Raw genomic sequence first — 14,531 nt, forward strand, 5'->3', positions numbered from 1 at the left:
CGGCACCGGGCCCCCGCGACCGTAGGGTGAGCCGGTGGACCTCGGGGAGCTGGCCGGCCGGGTCGGCCCGATCCTGGCGTTCGTGGTCTGCATCACCGTCGTGGCCGAGCTGGCGAACGCCCTGGGCGTCTTCGCCATGCTGGCTGCGGCGGCCGCCCGGCTGGCCCGCGGCTCCGTGCTCGCCCTGTGGCTGCTGGTGGTGCTGGTCGCCGTCGTCGCCACCGCGGTGCTGTCCCTGGACACCACGGCCGTGCTGCTGACGCCGGTCGTGCTGGCGCTGGCCGCGCAGCTGGGGCTGGACCGCGAGCTGTTCGCCCTCACCGCCGTCTGGCTCGCGAACACGGCGTCGCTGCTGCTGCCGGTGTCGAACCTCACCAACCTGCTGGCCCTGGGGCGGCTGCCGGGCTACGACGCCGGGCGCTTCACCACGCTGACCTGGCCGGCGGCCCTGGCGTGCGTGCTGATCACCGTGGGCGCACTGGCGCTGCTGTTCCGCCGCTCCCTGCGCGGGCGCTACCGCCCGGCGTCGACCCCGCCCGTGGCGGACCGCCGGCTGCTGGTGCTCGCGACGGTCGTCTGCGCGCTGCTCGGGCCGGCCTTCCTCCTCGTCGACGTCGTGGTGGCCTCGGCCGTCGCCGCCGGGGTCCTGGTGGTGGCGTGCGCGGTGGCCCGGCCGTCCCTGCTCCGCCGGCGGCTGCTGCCCTGGCCGCTGGTGCTCGGGGTCAGCGCCCTCTTCGTGGTCGTGCAGTACGCGCACGACCACGGCCTGGCCGAGCTGCTGACCCGGGCGGCCGGGGCGGGGGAGGGCTGGACCGCCCTGCTCCGGGTGGCGGTGCTCGGGGCGCTCGGGGCGAACCTGCTCGACAACCTGCCCAGCTACCTGGCCCTGGAGCCGGCGGCGGACGGGTCGCCGCTGCGGCTGGCCGCGCTGCTGGTCGGGGTCAACGCCGGCCCGCTGGTCACGCCCTGGGCCAGCCTGGCGACGCTGCTGTGGGCGGCCCGCTGCCGGGCCGCCGGCGTCGCCGTCTCGTGGGGGCGTCTCGCCCTGCGCGGGCTGCTGCTGGTGCCGGTGCTGATGCTCGGCGCGGTCACCGCGCTGTGGCTGGTGCACGGGTGAGCCGGGAGGACGGGAGGGACCTGACCACGGCGGAGCTGGAGCAGCAGGTCCGCGACGCCGGCCTGCTGAGCGGGGACGTCGCCGTCGCCGTGGCCTGCACCGCACCCGGCACCGGGCGGCTGACCTCGTCGAGCGGGACGCTGGCCGACCGGGCCGTCGACGCGGGCACCCCGCTCTACGTCGCCTCGGTGACCAAGCAGCTCGTCGGGGTGCTGGCGGCGCAGCAGGTGCTGGCCGGGCGGCTGGACCCCGAGGCGAGCGTCACCGCCCTCGACCCCCGGCTGCCGGGCTGGGCGGCCCCGGTGCGGGTGCGGCACCTGCTGCACCACACCGCCGGGCTGCCCTCGACCGCCGTCCTGCTGACCGCGGCCGGGGTGGCCGAGCCCGAGCTGACCAACGAGCGCGTCGTCGCCGCGCTGGCCGCCCTGCCCGGACCGGGCCGGCCGCCCGGCGAGGCCTTCGCCTACAGCAACCTCGGCTACGTGGTGCTGGCCGAGGTGCTGGCGGCGGTCACCGGCACGGCGCTGCCGGTGCTGGCCCGGCAGCAGGTGTTCGAGCCGCTGGGCCTGGTCTCCGCTCACCTGGGTGCAGCGCCGCCCGGCCGGCCGGCCGACCTCCCGGCGGCGGTCCGACCGCCGGCCACCGTCGGGGACGGCGGCTGGTGGATCGGCGCCGCCGAGCTGCTGACCTGGCTGGACGCGCTGAACCGGGGTGCTCTCGGCGCGGGGGTGAGCGAGCTGGTCCAGACGCCCGGCCGGCTCGACGACGGCACCCCGCTGACCTACGGCTGGGGCGTCACGGTGCGGGTCGACGCCGACGGCGCCACCTGCACCCACGGCGGGACCTGGCCTGGCTGGACCGCGAAGACCGTGCGGCGGCCGGCGACCGGGACGGCCGTCGCGCTGCTGACCACGGGCGGCGACGTCGACGCGGTCAGCGGCTCCGCCGTGGCCCTGCACGATCAGCTGGTGGCCGGGCCCAGCAGCCAGTCCAGCTCGCGGGCCAGCAGCAGCCGGCGCCCCTCGGCGTCGTAGGAGGCGGCGTCGTGGCCGAGGGCGTCGGCCACCAGCGGGGAGGCGCCCCACGTCCGCGTCCAGCCGAGCGCGTGCCGTTCGCCCTCCTCCTCGTGCTCGAGGAACACGGCGGAGGCGTCGTCGACCCACAGCCTCGTGTAGCGCTCGTCGCGGATGACCAGCCGGTCGAGCCCGGCGGTCAGCGGGTGCTCGGGCCGGGCGAGGGCGACGCCGTCGGCGTAGTCGGGGTGGTACGTGGTGCCGTAGGTCCAGCCGCCGCCGACGATCTCGCGCCAGAGCGGCCAGTCCGGGAACGCCGTCAGGGTCGAGTGGGCCAGCAGGGTCGGCAGCCCGCTCTGCAGCGCCGCCACGAGCCCGTCGGTGGCCGGCTCCGCCAGCCGCTCGGGGCCGTACCAGCCGAGGTTCAGGACCAGCAGGTCCGGCCGGGGTCCTGAGCCCAGGCCGGCGAGGGCGGTGTCCGCGTCGTCGTCGACGTCGACCCCGCAGCCGCGCGCCCTGAGGGCGTCGGCCAGCGCCTGTGAGGTGGCCGGGAAGGGGTGCCAGGGGTCGCCGTAGGGTTCGGCGCCGGAGATGACGAGGGCGTGCGGAGGAGTCACCGGGCCACTCTCCCGCAGGCGGGGCCGGCCGGGACCACCGGGACCGCTAGCGTCGCGGGACCAGGACGGCGACCTCCCACGCGTGCGGTCCGGCGACCACCCGCTCGGAGCTCACCAGGGTCAGCCGGCGCCGCAGCCGGCGGAGCAGCCGCCGGGTGGTCCAGGTGCGGGCGTAGCAGGACACCACGACGACCCCGTCGGGGGCGAGCAGCGCGGCGTAGCGCTCGACCACCCGGACCGGCCGCGGCAGGTAGTAGAGGACCTCGTTGAGAACGACCGCGTCCGGGGCGGTGTCGGGGACGTAGCGGCCGGCGTCCCCGACGACGAAGGTGGTCTCCGGTGCGCCGGCACCGCGGGCCCGGCGCAGAGCGGGGGCGTAGCGGTCGACGCCGACGTAGCGGCGGTAGCGGAGGCCCTCCTGCACGATGCCCTGGGAGCACCCGACGTCGAGCACGAAGCCGTCGGCCGCGTGCCGTTCGACGGCTGCGCGCACCGCCCGGTAGCGGTCGGCCTCGCCCGCGTCCCGCAGCCGGCCCCAGCCGCCGTGGGCGTTCTCGAGCGCGTTCTCCACCAGCATCGCGAGCCGCGCGAGCGGCAGGGGGACGGGCAGCCGGTCCAGGACCGTGACGGCCGCGCCGCTGAGGACGCGCTGCACGCGGGCCAGCGTGGGTCGGGACGGCTGCACGCCCCTCATGGTGCCGCCTCGTCCTCCCGATGGGCGGGTGTTGTCCCGATCGCGCGGGTGTTGGCCGTGTCCGTCGAGGCCTCAGATCCGCACGTGTGTCTGCCGACCGTTGAGGAGGTGGTGGCGCCGGTCCGGCCCGCGCTGGCCGCTGCGGTCTGGGCGGGTGAGGTGTCGGCGGAGAAAGCCGCCATGATCACCCGGGCGCTGGTCGCCGTGGACCGGCCGGGGTTCGGCCCGGCCGACGTCGACGCCGGGGAGAAGCTGCTCACTGACGACGCCGAGGTGTTCGGGCCGGAGGACCTGCGGCGGCTCATCCAACGGGTGGTGGACGTCATCGACCCCGACGGGTCATGGCCGGACGAGGAGCTGCAGCACGACCGACGCTGGTTCCCGATGTCCCCGACATGGTCAACCACCGCATCCGCCTCGCCCAGGACGAGCACCGACCGCACGGGTCCGCCGGTCCACCCCGGGTGCCGCGGCCGGTGCCCGGACCCGGAGCCCCGAGACGAGCCCGGGTCGCCCGAGCGCGCTGGGTAGCGTCAGCGCGTGCCCGCGCTGACAGAGCCGACCTCGCCCTCGACCGCCGGCACCCCGGCACTGCCCTCGGGCGTGCCGCACCTGCTGCGCGCTGTCGAGCGCTACATCAGCCGGCTGGGCGCCCAGTTCGCCGGCGCCATCACCTACTTCTCGGTGCTGGCCGTGATCCCGATCCTGATGTTCGCGTTCTCGGCGGCCGGGCTGGTGCTGACCGTCACCCGGCCCGAGCTGCTGCTGCCGCTCGCCGACGCCATCGCGGACACCCTCGGGACCGCGGACCCGGCCACCCGGCAGCAGATCCTCGACCTGGTCCGCAGCGCCCTCAGCAACTGGCGCAGCATCGGCATCCTGGGGCTGGTGTCGGCGGTCTACTCCGGCGCCGGCTGGATGGGCAACCTGAAGAACGCCGTCCGGGCCCAGTGGCGGCCCGAGTTCGACGTGCAGGCCGAGGGCGGCAACGTGCTGCTGCTGACCCTCAAGATCTACGTGGTCAACCTGCTCCAGCTGCTGGCGCTGCTGCTGGCGATGGCGATCACCTTCGGCCTGGCCGCGCTGTCCACGACGTTCGCGGGCACCCTGCTGAGCTCGCTGGGGCTGGCGGAGATCGGCTGGCTCAACCCGCTGCTCCGGCTGGTGCCCGTGGTGTTCTCGATCGCCGCCGGCTCCGTGCTGTTCCTGTTCCTCTACACCGTGCTGCCGGAGACGCGGGCGCCGCGCCGGACGGTCCGCCGCGCCGCGCTGATCGGGTCCGTCGGGCTGGCCGTGCTGCAGTACCTGAGCACCTTCCTGGTCAGCCTGTTCTCGGGCAACCGGGCCTTCGCCGTGTTCGGCTCGGTGATCGCGCTGATGCTGTTCCTCAACCTGTTCGCGCAGCTGATCTTGTTCATGGCCGCCTGGATCGCGACCGCCGACCACCCGGCAGCGCCGCCGGCGCGCGTCGAGGCTGAGGTCGTGCGCTTCCCGCTCGTGGCGCCCGAGCCCGCCGAGCCCGCCGAGGTCCTCGCCGGGCGTCGGACCGGCTGGCTGCTGGGGGCCGCGGCGGGGGCCGGGCTCGGGGCCGCGGTCACCTGGTGGCTCGCGCGGCGGCGCTGATCCCGCTGCTGAGCACCGGTCCGCACCCTGGGCCCGCCGACGGCCCTCCGACGAGCTCAGGGAGCGGAGTGGGTCAGTGCGCGGCGGCGGGCTGGGGGGCCGGCTGACCGAGGCCGGCCAGCAGCTCGCCGTACCAGTCGAGCGTGATGTCGAACGGCTTGCCGCCCTTGATCCGCTCGAACTCGATGGCGCGGAGCTCGTCGCCCTGCTCCTCGTCGTGGCCGATCACGCCGGGCTCACCGCGGAGGGCGGAGTCGACGGCGAGGTCGGTCATCGAGCGGATCAGCGCGAGGTCGGCCTCGTTGGGGGCGGCGGAGCGGGCGAAGTAGCCCGACTTCTGCACCAGCACCTTGTCCGCGCCCAGCTTCTCGGCGAACTTGGAGGCGAACCAGGCCCCGGGGTTGATCTTGTCGATCTTCACGTGGCCGAACGGGTCGCGGGCCACCTCCTCGCCCGAGCGCTCCAGCTCGGCGACGATGGTGTCCAGGCCCGCGCCCTCGGAGACGAACAGCGTCACCGACCCGACGGTGTCCATGACCTCCTTGAGACGGGCCGCCTCGCCCTCCAGGTCGAAGGCGGCCTCCGGGACGTAGACGCCGTGCACGTCCCAGGCGTCGCGGCTCAGCCCGATCTCCGGCAGCCACTCCTGGCTGTCCAGCCAGTCGCGGTAGGCCCGCGCCGTGGCGGCGGTCAGCCAGCCGCAGTGCCGGCCCATGACCTCGTGCACGATCAGCATCCGCGAGCCCGAGTTGTGCTCGCCCACGACGTTCTGGGCGAACCGGGCACCCTGCTCCGCGGCGGTCCAGGCCCCCAGCGACTGGCGGATCGGGATCACGTCGTTGTCGATCGTCTTGGGCAGCCCGACGACGGTCAGTGCGTAGTCGTTCTTGGCGAGGAAGGCGGCCAGGTCGGCGGCGGTGGTGTTCGTGTCGTCCCCGCCGATGGTGTGCAGCACGTCGACGCCGTCGGCGGTGAGCCGGTCGGCGGCGGCCTGCAGCGGGTCGACGCCCTCGGCGACCAGGCCCCGCTTGACCAGGTCGGCGGCGTTGGTGAGCTTGACGCGGGAGTTGCCGATGGGGGAGCCGCCGAAGCGGTGCAGCAGGCCCGCCTTCGCGCGGATCTCCGGGGTGATCGCGATCGAGTCGCCCTGCAGCAGGCCCTGGTAGCCGTAGCGGTAGGCGATGATCTCGACGTCCGGGGCGACGGCGCTGTAGCGCTCGATCAGCCCGCCGACGGCGGAGGAGAGGCAGGGAGCGAATCCGCCGGCGGTGAGCAGGGCGACCTTGGTGACCATGGGGCGATCCTAGGGGAGCGACCCGGGCCGGTCCGCGTCCTGGTCGGGGCGTGGGAGACCAGCGCCCCGACGTCGGCGCCGCCGATCTAGGCTCGGCGCATGGCCCGCTACTTCGACGTCCACCCCGTGAACCCGCAGGCCCGGACGATCGGCAAGGTGGTCGACCTGCTGCGCGGCGACGGCCTGATCGCCTACCCGACCGACTCCTGCTTCGCCCTGGGCGCCCAGCTGGGCAACAGGGACGGGCTCGACCGCATCCGCAGCATCCGCCACCTCGACGACTCCCACCACTTCACCCTGGTCTGCGCCGACTTCGCCCAGCTGGGCCAGTTCGTGCACCTCGACAACAACGTCTTCCGGGCGGTCAAGGCGGCGACGCCGGGCCAGTACACCTTCATCCTGCCGGCCACCAAGGAGGTGCCGCGCCGGATGCTGCACCCCAAGAAGCGGACGGTGGGGGTGCGCATCCCCGAGCACACGACGGCGTTGGCCCTGGTGCACGCGCTGGGCGAGCCGCTGGTGTCCAGCACGCTGCTGCTGCCCGGCCAGGAGGCGCCGATGACGCAGGGCTGGGAGATCAAGGACACCCTCGACCACGTCCTCGACGCCGTCGTCGACTCCGGGGAGTGCGGCGAGACCCCGACGACCGTCGTCGACTTCTCCGACGGCACCGCGGTCATCACCCGGGTGGGCGCCGGCGACCCGGAGCGGTTCGCGAGCCTGGCGGCCTGAGGCCGTCCTCGCCCTCGGGAGTGGAGGGATCACGCGGCCTGAGCGCGTCGCAGGCCCTGCGACGCGCTCAGGGCGCGTTGACCGGGTTCAGCGATCAACAGCGCCGCGCGCTTGTCGAGGGCCCGCCGAGCCTTCTAGCCTGACGGTGGCGTGCAGGACGCCTCCGGTCCGCGGGCAGGGCAGAGCCCCCCTGCGAGGTGCGAGCCCGTCGTCCACCTCCTTCCGGCCCTGGCGTCGCGGACCGCAGGGACCGCGGAAGGAGGCCGCCGTGCCGACCCCGAGCCTGCCCGACCGTCCCCACCTCGACCAGCTCCGGCGCCGCGCGCGCGAGCTCCAGCGGGGCGCGACGGGCGGTGACCCCGACGCCGTGGCGCTGCTCCGCCGGCACCTCGGCGCCGTGCCGGAGGGTCCGGTGCCGCTGCACCTCGCGCAGCTCGCGCTGGCCCGCGCCCTCGGGTTCGCCGGCTGGCCGCGGCTCGTCAGCCAGGTGCGGGTCGTGCAGGCCGCCAGCCGGGACCCGCTGGACACCCCGCGGGCGCCCGGCAGCCCGCTCACCGAGCTGCTCCGCGCGGCCGTCCTCCGGTTCGGCCCGGACGACGGACCCGCCTCCTGGGCGCACGCGGCCTCCGTGCTGGCCGCCCACCCCGGGCTGCCGGCAGCCGACGTGCACGCCGCCGCCGTCACCGCCGACGTCGACGCCCTGCGGGAGCACCTGCGCCGGGACCGCCGCGCCGCCTCGGCCGAGGGCGGGCCGTTCCGCTGGCCGCCGCTCCTCCACCTGGCGTTCAGCCGCCTCGGCCTGGCCGGCGTGCCCGGACAGCCCGTCGCGGCGCTGGAGCTGCTGCTGGCGGCGGGCGCCGACCCCGACGCCGGCTACTGCTGGCAGGGCCTCACCCCGCCGTTCACCGCCCTGGCCGGGGTGCTGGGCGGCGGGGAGGGCGGCCAGCCGCCGCACCCCGCCGCGGACGCGCTGGCGGCGCGGCTGCTGGGCGCCGGGGCGGACCCCAACGACGGCCAGGCCCTCTACAACCGGATGTTCGGCGCGGCCGACGACCACCTGGACCTGCTGCTGCGGCACGGGCTGGGACGCGGGGACGGCGGGCCGTGGCGTCGGCGGCTCCCCGACCTGACGGACGCGCCGGCCGACCTGCTGGCCACCCAGCTGGCCTGGGCCGTGGTGCACGGCCGGGCCGAGCGGATCCGGCTGCTGGCCGCGCACGGCGTCGACCTGGACCGGCCGCTGGCCGGCCGGTTGCCCGTGGCGCCCGGCCGGACGGCGCTGCAGCTGGCCCGCCGGAGCGGACGGCCGGAGGTCGTGGTGCTGCTCACCGCGCTCGGGGCCCACGCCGACGACGACCCCGAGGGTGAGCTGGTCCTCGCCCTGCTGAGCGGGGACGCGGAGGGCGTCGAGCGGCTCGGGGCCGCGCACCCCGACGCGCTGCCCGTGCTGCGGTCGACGATGCCGTCCCTGGTGCTCCGCGCGGCGGTGGCCGACCGCTTCGACGGCGTCCGGCTGCTCGTCGAGCTCGGGTTCGGCGTCGACGCCCTCGGCCGTCAGGACCTGCCGGTGGAGCAGCCCTGGGAGACCGCGCTGCACCACGCCGCGGGGGAGGGCAAGGAGGACCTCGTCCGGCTGCTGCTGGCCCTCGGCGCCGACCCGGGAGCTCGCGACCGGCGCTTCGACGCCACCCCGCTGGAGTGGGCCCGCCACCTCGGCCGCGGCGGCACGGCCGCCCTGCTGGGCCCGGTCACCCCCGGCGCGCCGAGGTCGGCGGCCGGGGGCTGACCCGGATCAGGCCTTGCGGAGCGAGGACTCCTTGTGGGCGGCCTTCGAGCCCGACTTCTCCGACTCCACGACCCAGTAGGGCTCGTCCTCGGACGCCTTGAACTTCTGCCCGTCGAGGGTGAACTCCCGGGTCTTCTTCTCCACCGTCGTGCCGGTCGTCTGGCCCTGGGAGGTGTTCCAGTGGACCTTGTCGCCTTTGCTGAGTGCCATGGCCTGATCCTAGGAACCCCCTACCGAACCTGCCGCCCGGCCCTTCGACGGGTTCAGGAGACGGGCACCGGTGGCGGCGCTGGAGCCGGTCCGCTACTGCAGGTAGCTCTCGACCTCGGGAACCGGGCGGGCGGCGGCGGCGGCCGGGTCCTCGCCGAACTCCTCCCGGGCCCGACGCTGCCGCAGCAGGTCCCAGCACTGGTCGAGCGACTCCTCGAGCTTCCGGATCCGGGACCGGGTCTCGGTGGCGTCGTCGGGGTCCTCGGCGAGGTGGGCCCGCAGCTCCCGCTCGGTGTCGACGATCTGGTGGATGCGGTCCAGGATCTCGGCGTCGTCCATGGCCCGAGCCTACGACCGGGGCCGCCCGCAGGCGCGGGCGGCTCAGTCGACCGCGACCAGGGACGCCCGGTCGTCCTGGCGGAACAGCCACCCCAGCCGCTCGCCGGCGTGCCCGTCGTCCAGGTGGGCGAAGAGCCGTTGGAACTCGGCGTACCGCCCGCCGTGCTCGGCCCGCACCGCGTCGAGGTCGCGCAGCGCGGCCAGCACCTGCTCCGACGTCCGCAGCACCGGCCCGGGGGCCAGCGGTTCGAGGTCGAAGTAGAAGCCGCGCAGCGTGTCGCGGTAGCTCTCCAGGTCGTAGGCGAAGAAGAGCAGCGGCTTGCCCGTGATGGCGAAGTCGAACATGGTCGAGGAGTAGTCGGTGACCATGACGTCGGCCGCCAGGTAGAGCTCGTGCACGTCGGGGTAGCGGGAGACGTCGACCACCCGCTCGTCCGCCGTCGGCGCGGCCCGGCCGGTCATCTTGTAGTGCAGGCGCGGCAGCAGCCAGACGTCGTCGGGCAGGTCGCGCAGGAAGGCCGGGACGTCGAGGGCCAGCTCGACGTCGCCGCCGGCGAAGAACTCGTCGTCGCGCCAGGTCGGGGTGTAGAGCACGGCGGTGACGTGCTCCGGGATGCCCAGGGCGGCGCGGACGCGGGCCCGGACGGCGGGCGCCTGCGGGCCGACGAGGACGTCGTTGCGCGGGTAGCCGACCTCGAGCACCTCGCCCCGGAAGTCGAACGCGTCCCGCAGCCGGGGCGTCGAGATGGCGTTGGGCGAGAGCAGGTAGTCCCAGCGCGCCACGTCGAGGTCGAGCCGGGGCAGCACGCCCTCGGGCGCCCAGAGCACGTCGTGGTGGATGCGCTTCAGCGGGGTGCCGTGCCAGGTCTGCAGGTAGACCGCGCCCGGCTTCTTGTCCCAGTCGAAGTCGAGGTGGCTGTTGGCGACGACGAGGTCGGCCTCCTCCAGCGCGGCGCGGGCCGCGCGGCTGCCGTAGCGGACCGTGTCCACGCCGGCGGGGAAGCCGTCGGCGAAGCGCGGGTCGCACAGCCAGGTGTGGCGGTCGCCGGGGTCCCGGTACCGCATCTGCTCGTAGAGGGCTCGCGGGTTGTCGCTGTAGCGCCCCTCGAATGCGTCGTAGACCACTTTCATGTGCGTGCACCGTCCTTCCGGTCCGGGGTGGGGGGCTGGGCCGGCCGGCTGCGCTGGAGGAGGTCAGCCAGCTCGGCCCAGGTGTCGATCAGGGCGTGCACCCCGACCCGCTGCAGCTCGAGGACGCGCTGGGCGCGCTCGGCGGGCGGGACGAAGCAGAGCATGCCCACGGTGGTGAGGCCGGCGGCCACGGCCGACTGCGCTCCCGGCACGGCGTCCTCGACGGCCAGGGCCTCGCCGGGCGCCAGGCCCAGCTGCTCCACGGCCAGCAGGTAGACGGCGGGGTCGGGCTTGCTGGTGGGGACGGGGAGCGAGTCCTGCGCGCTGAACCGCCGGTCGGCGGGGAACAGCCCGGCCAGCCCGGAGCTCTCCAGGCTGGCGTCGATCCGGCTGAGCGCGCTGGAGCTCACCAGGGCCAGCTCGAGCCGGGCCTGCAGCGCCCGCAGCGGTCCGCCGACGTCGTCGTCGGGCCGCAGGACGGCGGCGAGGTGACGGGTGACGACCTCGTTCTCCTCGGCGACCCAGGCGTCGAGGTCGCGGGCGAACGCCGGTGACCCGACGTCGACGCCGTGGGCGGCGGCCAGCTCGGTGAGGCTCAACCGGAAGCTCTTGCCGTTGGCCGCGAGCCGCAGCTCCTCGGCGGTGAACCGCTGCCGTGCGCCTCTGCGCTCCAGCCAGGTGTTGGTGACCGTCACCGAGGCCTCGAAGGCCGGCTCCTCGGAGGCGAACAGCGTCCCGTCGGCGTCGCAGAGCAGGGTGCGGACCGTGCTGAGGTCCAGCTCGGGGAGCGGCATCGTCGTACCTCCAGGGGAGTGGCGGGGACGGGCCGCTTCAGGGCAAGGCCGGAAATTCTACGTGGTCAGGGCGAGGGCCTGCGCGAGAGCAGCGCGCCAGCCCTGCGCCCCGAGGGTCGTGAGCTGTCGTCGGAGCGTCCCTACGACGTCAGCGCGGTGACCGAGGTCACCGAAGACGTCGACCGCCCCGAGCACCGGCCGTGGGTCGTCCCCGCCACCGGCTGCGAGCCGTTGCAGCTGCACCCCGCGGCCGTCGGTCAGCCCGAGGCCGCCCGGCTGGCGCAGGCCGTGCAGCCAGCCGGCGACGGCGAGCGTGAGCAGCGCGTGCGGCCGGCCGCGGTCGGCGGCCTCGCGCAGCGAGGGCAGCAGGTAGGCGGGCACCTTCGTCGAGGCCCGCCCGGCCAGCCGGGTCAACGGGTCGACCAGCACGGGGTTCGCGAAGCGGGTGAGCAGGGTCTGCTGGTAGCGGGCCAGGTCCAGACCGGGGACCGGCGGCAGCAGCGGGGCGACCTCGTCGGCCATCAGCGCGGCGACGTAGGCCCGCAGCAGCGGGTCGGCCATGGCCTCGCCGGTGTCGTCGTACCCGGCCAGCACCCCGAGGAGGCCGAGGGCGCAGTGGGTGCCGTTGAGCAGCCGGGTCTTGGCGCGCTTGTGGGGCCCGACGTCGGTGACGAACTGGACCCCGACCTGGTCCAGCGGCGGCCGGTGTCCGGCGAAGGCGTCCTCCACCACCCACTGGGTGAACGGCTCCGTGACGACCGGCCAGCGGTCCCGCAGTCCGAACTCCTCGGCCAGCAGCCGCCGGTGGCCGTCGCCGGTGGCCGGGGTGATCCGGTCTACCATGGCGTCGGGGAACGTGACGTGCTGTTCGACCCAGCGCGCCAGACCCGGGTCGCGGCGCTCGGCCAGCACCCGCACGGCCGCCCGGCTCGCCGCGGCGGCGTCGGCCCGGTTGTCGCAGGAGAGCACGGTCAGTCCCGGGCCGTCCTGCTGCCGGCGCCGGTCGAGCGCCGCGACGAGGAAGCCGAAGGCGGTGCGAGGGTCCTCGGGGTGGTCGAGGTCGTGCTGCAGCTCGGGGGCGACGACGCCGCCGGTGGCCGGGTCGACGGGGTAGCCGTCGCCGGTGAGGGTCAGGGTGACCAGCGCCGTCCGGCGGCGGGCCAGCGCCGCCAGCACCGCCTCCGGGTCCTGGGGGGCGTGGTGGTAGCGCCGCAGCGCGCCGACCACGCGGGCGCGGGTGCCGTCCGCGCCCTGCTCGAGCACCGTGTACAGCAGGTCCTGCGGCGGCAGCGCCTCCTGCATCGCCGTGCTGCGCAGTCCGACCCCGGTGACGCCCCAGCGGGTGAGCCCCAGCCGGGCCAGGTCGTCGAAGTAGACGCCCTGGTGGGCACGGTGGAAGCTGCCGACGCCGAGGTGCACGACGCCGGTGCGCAGCTGGTCGCGGCGGTAGCCGGGGACCTCCACCCGCGCGGCCAGACGGGGGAGGTTGCGGTCGCGCAGCGCCCAGGACCGGCTCGGTCGCTGCTCCGGGATCCGGGGACCGCCGGCGGGCAGGGGGACGACGACGCGGGAGAGGTCAGGGCGGCGCTCGGCCACGGGGCACGACCTTTCGCTGCGGTCGAGCGCGCCGTGGGGAGCAGCGCGCACGGGGGAGGGCGCTGCACTGCCGAACGCTGGTGCCGATCAGGTACCCGACGGTCGGGCCGCCCAAACCCGCCGGGGAGGCCTCAGGAGCGGCTGCCGGCCTGCTGCGCCGCCGCCACCGTCCGGGCCACCTTCTCGACGAAGGCCTGCGGGTCGGCCTTCCGCTCCAGGCCCGCGGCGTTCATGTACCGGGTCTTGCCGAAGACGGTGCGCTCGGTCCAGCCGCGGTCGTGCTGCCCGAAGACCCAGGCGACGTTCGCGTAGGAGTTCGCGTCGCGGCCGTCGACGAAGTAGGTGTTGTTGAGCCGCAGGGTGGTGGCGTAGGCCTCCTCCGGGGTGGCCGACCACTCGAGGATCTTCTTGCCCCAGTACATCCGCATGTAGTTGTGCAGGTACCCGGCGTAGCGCATCTCGTCCATCGCGGCGTTCCAGTAGGGGTCGTCGGTCTGGCCGTCCTCCAGCTGCTGCGCGGTGTACTGCGGATCGCGCCGGTCCCGCGCGTGCTCGGCGAGGGTCTGCCGGGCCCAGCCGGGCAGCTGCTCGTAGCTGTCGTAGCGCGGCTCGTAGTACACGAAGTTCATCGGCAGCTCCCGGCGGACGATGAGCTCCTCCAGGTAGGTCTCGACGTTCTCGTCCACCCGGTCCGCGTGCTCGCGCACCTGGAGGGCGATGTAGACCGGCGACAGCTGCCCGAAGTGCAGGTACTTGCTCATGTGCGACACGTGGTCGGTCTGCGGCTGGTTCCGGTGGGCGGCGTACTCGGCGAACCTCGACGCGAGGAAGTCGGCGAGCACCCGCTCCCCGGCGCTGGTGCCGCCCTCGAAGAGCAGCACCGGGGCGACGCTGCGGTCCAGCGCCAGCCGGTCGAGCAGCGCGTCCGGGTCATCGAGGTCCTCGCCCTCGACGTCCGGCACGGTCGTGTCGACCAGCCGCGCCTGCGGGAGGGCGACGAGGAAGCGCTCGAGGTGGCGGGTGATCTTGGGTCGCAGCGTCCGGGCCGCGGTCTCCTTCTTGTCCGAGGCCAGCTCGACCGGGACGACGACGTCGCTCTCCACCTGCACCACCGAGCACCCGGCCTCGGCGGCGACCCGCTCGCGCCAGGCCCGCTGGGGCCGCAGGTAGCCGCGGTCGCAGACAACCAGCGCGGCGTCGGCGGCCAGCCGCAGCGCCACCTCGTCGGGGGCGCCGCGCTGCACCACGAACGGGACGTGCCGGCGGCGCAGGGCGTCCGCGACGTCGGCCAGGCCGTGCACCATGAAGTGGTAGTGCCGCAGGTTGGCCTCGGGGTAGCCGTCCATCAGCCCGAAGGCGACCAGCAGCGGCAGCCCCAGGTCGTTGGCGCGCCGGACGGCGTACTCCAGCGCGTGGTTGAGCTCGGCGCGCTGCGCCTGCTGCATCCAGTAGAGGACGTGGCGCCCGTCGTCGCGGACCGCGTCGTCGTTGAGCAGCTGGACGCGTTCGGCCTGGATGCCCGGGTACACGTCGGCCGGCGGGTCGGGGAGCCGCTTCGTCGAGGTCGCCATGCGCCCAGGCTAGG

15 protein-coding genes are annotated in these 14,531 nt (G+C 75.1%); 6 read left to right on the forward strand and 9 right to left on the reverse strand.

The annotated features are described in order from the left end of the window. The first annotated feature begins 34 nt into the window (after window positions 1-34). Together BLT72_RS10400 and BLT72_RS10405 are read left to right on the forward strand one after the other, a co-directional pair. Window positions 35-1,117, forward strand: a complete 1,083-nt coding sequence (locus BLT72_RS10400) for an SLC13 family permease (RefSeq protein WP_091412691.1) — start codon at window positions 35-37, stop codon at window positions 1,115-1,117. Next, window positions 1,114-2,151 (forward strand): serine hydrolase domain-containing protein, encoded by a 1,038-nt coding sequence (locus tag BLT72_RS10405; protein WP_157720414.1) that lies wholly within the window; start codon window positions 1,114-1,116, stop codon window positions 2,149-2,151. Before BLT72_RS10400 ends, BLT72_RS10405 begins: the two co-directional genes overlap by 4 nt. On the opposite strand, the gene BLT72_RS10410 is transcribed toward BLT72_RS10405, so the two are convergent. Both BLT72_RS10410 and BLT72_RS10415 read right to left on the reverse strand, forming a co-directional pair. Then, window positions 2,079-2,747, reverse strand: coding sequence for a ThuA domain-containing protein (locus tag BLT72_RS10410; protein WP_157720415.1), 669 nt, complete (start codon window positions 2,745-2,747; stop codon window positions 2,079-2,081). The two genes, BLT72_RS10405 and BLT72_RS10410, sit on opposite strands and share 73 nt — an antisense overlap. Before the next feature lie 46 nt (window positions 2,748-2,793). After that, complete coding sequence (locus BLT72_RS10415) at window positions 2,794-3,432, reverse strand: class I SAM-dependent methyltransferase (RefSeq protein WP_157720416.1); 639 nt, start codon at window positions 3,430-3,432, stop codon at window positions 2,794-2,796. A gap of 117 nt (window positions 3,433-3,549) precedes the next feature. Here BLT72_RS10415 and BLT72_RS10420 point away from each other — a divergent pair, with 117 nt between their 5' ends. Next, the gene (locus BLT72_RS10420; RefSeq protein WP_157720417.1) at window positions 3,550-3,972 is read left to right on the forward strand and encodes a DUF222 domain-containing protein; all 423 of its coding nucleotides are present in this window, start codon (window positions 3,550-3,552) and stop codon (window positions 3,970-3,972) included. 9 nt (window positions 3,973-3,981) lie between these two features. Then, window positions 3,982-5,064 (forward strand): YhjD/YihY/BrkB family envelope integrity protein, encoded by a 1,083-nt coding sequence (locus BLT72_RS10425; protein ID WP_091412701.1) that lies wholly within the window; start codon window positions 3,982-3,984, stop codon window positions 5,062-5,064. 73 nt (window positions 5,065-5,137) lie between these two features. On the opposite strand, the gene BLT72_RS10430 is transcribed toward BLT72_RS10425, so the two are convergent. Then, complete coding sequence (locus tag BLT72_RS10430) at window positions 5,138-6,358, reverse strand: pyrophosphate--fructose-6-phosphate 1-phosphotransferase (RefSeq protein WP_091412703.1); 1,221 nt, start codon at window positions 6,356-6,358, stop codon at window positions 5,138-5,140. 99 nt (window positions 6,359-6,457) lie between these two features. On the opposite strand from BLT72_RS10430, the gene BLT72_RS10435 reads away from it, so the two are divergent. Together BLT72_RS10435 and BLT72_RS10440 are read left to right on the forward strand one after the other, a co-directional pair. Beyond that, window positions 6,458-7,090, forward strand: coding sequence for an L-threonylcarbamoyladenylate synthase (locus BLT72_RS10435; RefSeq protein ID WP_091412705.1), 633 nt, complete (start codon window positions 6,458-6,460; stop codon window positions 7,088-7,090). A 268-nt stretch (window positions 7,091-7,358) separates the two neighbouring features. Further along, window positions 7,359-8,876 (forward strand): ankyrin repeat domain-containing protein, encoded by a 1,518-nt coding sequence (locus BLT72_RS10440; RefSeq protein WP_091412707.1) that lies wholly within the window; start codon window positions 7,359-7,361, stop codon window positions 8,874-8,876. A gap of 6 nt (window positions 8,877-8,882) precedes the next feature. Here BLT72_RS10440 and BLT72_RS10445 read toward each other — a convergent pair whose 3' ends face one another. The 6 genes from BLT72_RS10445 to BLT72_RS10470 all read right to left on the reverse strand — a co-directional run bounded on the left by BLT72_RS10445 (window position 8,883) and on the right by BLT72_RS10470 (window position 14,517). Further along, entirely contained in the window at window positions 8,883-9,086 is a 204-nt protein-coding gene (locus BLT72_RS10445; protein WP_091412709.1) for a hypervirulence associated TUDOR domain-containing protein, read from the reverse strand. Window positions 9,087-9,179: 93 nt separating this feature from the next. Then, window positions 9,180-9,425 carry a DUF2630 family protein gene (locus BLT72_RS10450; RefSeq protein ID WP_091412711.1) on the reverse strand — a complete coding sequence of 82 codons (246 nt, stop codon included), beginning with the start codon at window positions 9,423-9,425 and terminating at the stop codon, window positions 9,180-9,182. A 42-nt stretch (window positions 9,426-9,467) separates the two neighbouring features. Further along, entirely contained in the window at window positions 9,468-10,556 is a 1,089-nt protein-coding gene (locus BLT72_RS10455) for a CDP-glycerol glycerophosphotransferase family protein (RefSeq protein ID WP_091412713.1), read from the reverse strand. After that, window positions 10,553-11,350 (reverse strand): HAD family hydrolase, encoded by a 798-nt coding sequence (locus tag BLT72_RS10460; protein WP_091412716.1) that lies wholly within the window; start codon window positions 11,348-11,350, stop codon window positions 10,553-10,555. Before BLT72_RS10460 ends, BLT72_RS10455 begins: the two co-directional genes overlap by 4 nt. 57 nt (window positions 11,351-11,407) lie before the next feature. Further along, the gene (locus tag BLT72_RS10465) at window positions 11,408-12,946 is read right to left on the reverse strand and encodes a mannitol dehydrogenase family protein (RefSeq protein WP_231930486.1); all 1,539 of its coding nucleotides are present in this window, start codon (window positions 12,944-12,946) and stop codon (window positions 11,408-11,410) included. Between the two features lie 131 nt (window positions 12,947-13,077). Next, complete coding sequence (locus tag BLT72_RS10470) at window positions 13,078-14,517, reverse strand: deoxyribodipyrimidine photo-lyase (protein WP_091412718.1); 1,440 nt, start codon at window positions 14,515-14,517, stop codon at window positions 13,078-13,080. Between the last annotated feature and the right edge of the window lie 14 nt (window positions 14,518-14,531).

It is taken from the genome of Friedmanniella luteola (assembly GCF_900105065.1).
Taxonomy (GTDB): domain Bacteria; phylum Actinomycetota; class Actinomycetes; order Propionibacteriales; family Propionibacteriaceae; genus Microlunatus; species Microlunatus luteolus.